The sequence below is a fragment of the Fluviicola sp. genome, assembly GCF_030151805.1.
Taxonomy (GTDB): Bacteria; Bacteroidota; Bacteroidia; order Flavobacteriales_D; family Crocinitomicaceae; genus Fluviicola.
This window is the reverse complement of the sequence record NZ_JASLCN010000398.1, coordinates 1-3,079: the sequence shown is the minus strand read 5'-3', so window position 1 is coordinate 3,079 and position 3,079 is coordinate 1. Positions and strand designations below refer to the sequence as shown.

The window sequence follows — 3,079 nt, the reverse complement described above, 5'->3', positions numbered from 1 at the left end:
ACAAAAAGAAAAGCCTTGACGATTGTTCGTTGAGGCTTTTCTTTTTGTACTTCATTCTCGTTCTGTTCCTCATTCTACCTGAACTTCCTTCGGCTTTCATGTCTTGTTAGACACGGCCTCAGTCTTCGCAAGCAGTACTTGCTCTTCTTTTTGCAGAGCGAGAGCGGAGTATCAGGAAGGGAATCCGTGTTCGAAGCCGAGATCCAATCTCCTCCCTGCGAGGGAGGATAAAGGAGGGTGGCGAACTTCAATCTCCGTAAACTTTTGATTTTAGTGTGTTTTCCTATCGAATCAAAGCGGCTTGAATCTAACTGGGGTTTCAGACATAATTTCTATTCGCTAAAACGTTCCAAATCCTCCACCAAATAGCTCAAAACATCCTAATCTTTCAGTCTTCTTCTTTAACTAAGAGGAAAATCAATATATTCGTCCATAAAGAAGCTGGTGGCAACCAGAATTAATCAGTAACAAACCGTAGTTGTCAAAGTCAGATATCCGACAATAAACGATCATTCAGCTTGTATAGCAATTAATGCACTCCTGTGAAAAAGAAAAGCTCCATTCCTGTCAATAGTTTCAATGATAAGTATCGTGAAGGATTAATCATGATGCAGGCAACCTTGAATGGTTTACCTGTTTCAGAGGGAACAGAGCAGTCTCATAGGGACGACGGGCATTTGTTTATTTTACAGGAAAAAGGAACTACACATATTGAAATAGACTTTCAAAAACAGGAGATTAATGCGCCTTCTGTAATCTATATCCATCCGAATCAGGTGCATCGTTTGATCAATTTTGAGAATGCCACAATTAGTAGCTGGATAATTACCAGTGAAAATATGCAGCCGGAATTTCTGAAACTATTAGAAGACCTCGCCCCGGTAAAAGTTCTGCCTTTAAAAGAAGAGGTACTTGCAATTATTTCAGAGGCAGCTTCTCTCAGCGTGAAACTCTCGGAGAAAAAAGACGAAAAGCTCTATTATTCGATCCTTAAAGAAAGTTGTAACACCCTGGTGGCTTTAGTGATATCGCAATATTTATCATTATCTCAATCGACCGACCAACTGTCTCGTTTTACAGTGATTACTAAAGCATTCAAGTCATCTCTGGAACAACATTATACGGAGATTAAAAGTCCGGCTGAATATGCAAAAAAATTAAACATATCAACTCCTTATCTAAACGAATGTGTCAAAACCACTACCGGCCATCCGGTTTCATATCATATACATCAGCGTGTTATACTGGAATCACAGCGCCTGCTTTATCATTCCGATAAATCGATAAAAGAAATTGCCGCTGAACTGGGGTATGATGACTATTCCTATTTTACACGGCTATTTGTCAAAGTTACAGGAATGACTCCAGTGGCATTTCGGAAGAAAAACCTCGATTAGTCCTATACTTACCTTGTATTGACCTTGTGAAGCCTTGGCATGGCTTGTACTTTTGAAGTATCAAAAATTAGAAAGATATGGAGACTTCAAAAGTAAATCAACCCGGATATGTATTACGTTTTAAAGCGAAACCCGGTATGGGAGATGAATTATTCAAGGTTTGCAATGACCTGCACTTCACTGGTGATCCGGATGGCCCTGTTAATTGGGTACTCTGTCGTTCAATTGAAGATCCTGATATGATGTGGGCATTTGAATTCTACCGTGATGATGCTTCCTTTGACCGTCATTATTCCAACCCGGAACTTGAAGAGGGACATCAACGGGTGAAAGATCTGCTTGCAGAGGGGATCGAAAAATGGGGCATGCGCGAACACGTTCGTATTTTCGCATCCAGCTAAATTGAATAAACAATTCGATATCACAGATAAAGTCTGGCAGAAATGCCGGACTTTTTTTTGTTCGTGAAGTTTACGACCTTGAACGTTTCAGCTCCAGGCATTCGCTAGTAGGCATTGATCGCTTCCATAGTTTCGGTTTGCCCAATTATTTTGTACTTCTCCCGATAGCTAGCGGGACTCGTTCTGTTTCTCATTCTGTCTGGCTTTTCTTTTTGAGAGCGAAAGCGGAGAATGAAAAAGAGGAAGGGAATCCATGTTCGAAGCTTGAATTTCAGTTCCCCTTTTTGGAGAGCCTGTTCCGACAAGAATTCGTCGGGAAGGATCGAGGGGGAGGACAACTCCAATCTCCCGTAAACCATTGATTTTATCCGGTTTTCAATTATTCAAAGTGCTTCGGGCCCTGTAGGCTTTTTTGTTTATACGTCCTGTTTTTAAGTGGTTTTATTGTGAAACCGACCCTGACAAAAAGTGAGGGCCGGTTCTGTAATTTATTTCCGATCAGTTAATTACTGATGGTGATAAACGGATCCCAAAGGTAATAGCCAATGACACTTCCATTTTGGGTATCTAATACTGCAAACGACATATTGTATTGTGTTGATCCCGCTCCATTCACTTGAAACAGCCATTGTGCACAAATAAACGTATTGGGGTTACCAGCATTTGGATAGTTTGTAGGAACGGTACTTGCAAATTTCGGTTGATTTCCCGAACCTCCTGATTGAAGGCAGTAGTTTGTCCAAACTGCAGTATTTGGACCTAAACTTCTTACATTATTATTGTTTAGGACCGTATTGTAAAGCACCGGATAATAATTTTGACCAGCAGCAGGAGCTGAAATAGTGAAGATGATTTCATCCCCGACATCAGCAGAAACAGTTAATTCTGATCCTCCCTGGTCGTTGACAAGAGCAGAGCCTTGTGTCATCATTTCCACGTAAACATCAGAAGCGCTGTAGCTGCCTAAGCTAATAGGAGCATCCCATGAACCACCGGTTTTACTTGCTGCGAGTGTAATTGCATCGACTGTAATTGCGATAAAAATTTGTGCCATAATGGGTAGTTTAAATTTCCCTACTCATCAGGCTTTTCGGGTTCCGCCTCCTGTTGAATTGACTGAACAGGAACAGTCCGTTTTTTTGAGTGGGTACTGCTCCACTGTTTTAAGGTTGCAACGCTTAGTGAACAAGACAAAGTAACAGGATCGGGGATGGAATTCGTTACACAGAAATGAGGGTTTTTAAAAACAGATACTTTTATCTGGTTTTAGGTTCAGAGGTG

General features: G+C 41.0%; 3 protein-coding genes. 2 read left to right on the top strand and 1 reads right to left on the bottom strand.

Going from position 1 to position 3,079, the window contains the following annotated elements:
- The first annotated feature begins 542 nt into the window (after window positions 1-542).
- A complete protein-coding gene (locus tag Q1V93_RS15140) occupies window positions 543-1,397 on the top strand; it encodes an AraC family transcriptional regulator (protein WP_300665813.1) in 855 nt (284 codons plus the stop codon).
- A gap of 77 nt (window positions 1,398-1,474) precedes the next feature.
- The gene (locus tag Q1V93_RS15135; protein ID WP_300665812.1) at window positions 1,475-1,798 is read left to right on the top strand and encodes an antibiotic biosynthesis monooxygenase; all 324 of its coding nucleotides are present in this window, start codon (window positions 1,475-1,477) and stop codon (window positions 1,796-1,798) included.
- A gap of 502 nt (window positions 1,799-2,300) precedes the next feature.
- Here Q1V93_RS15135 and Q1V93_RS15130 read toward each other — a convergent pair.
- Window positions 2,301-2,852, bottom strand: a complete 552-nt coding sequence (locus Q1V93_RS15130) for an AidA/PixA family protein (RefSeq protein ID WP_300665811.1) — start codon at window positions 2,850-2,852, stop codon at window positions 2,301-2,303.
- Between the last annotated feature and the right edge of the window lie 227 nt (window positions 2,853-3,079).

What these genes read in the sequence shown, in the direction of transcription:
- Q1V93_RS15135 (WP_300665812.1), top strand. Translation starts at nt 1,475, where the DNA reads ATGGAGACTTCAAAAGTAAATCAACCCGGATATGTATTACGTTTTAAA.
- Q1V93_RS15130 (WP_300665811.1), bottom strand. Translation starts at nt 2,852, where the DNA reads ATGGCACAAATTTTTATCGCAATTACAGTCGATGCAATTACACTCGCA.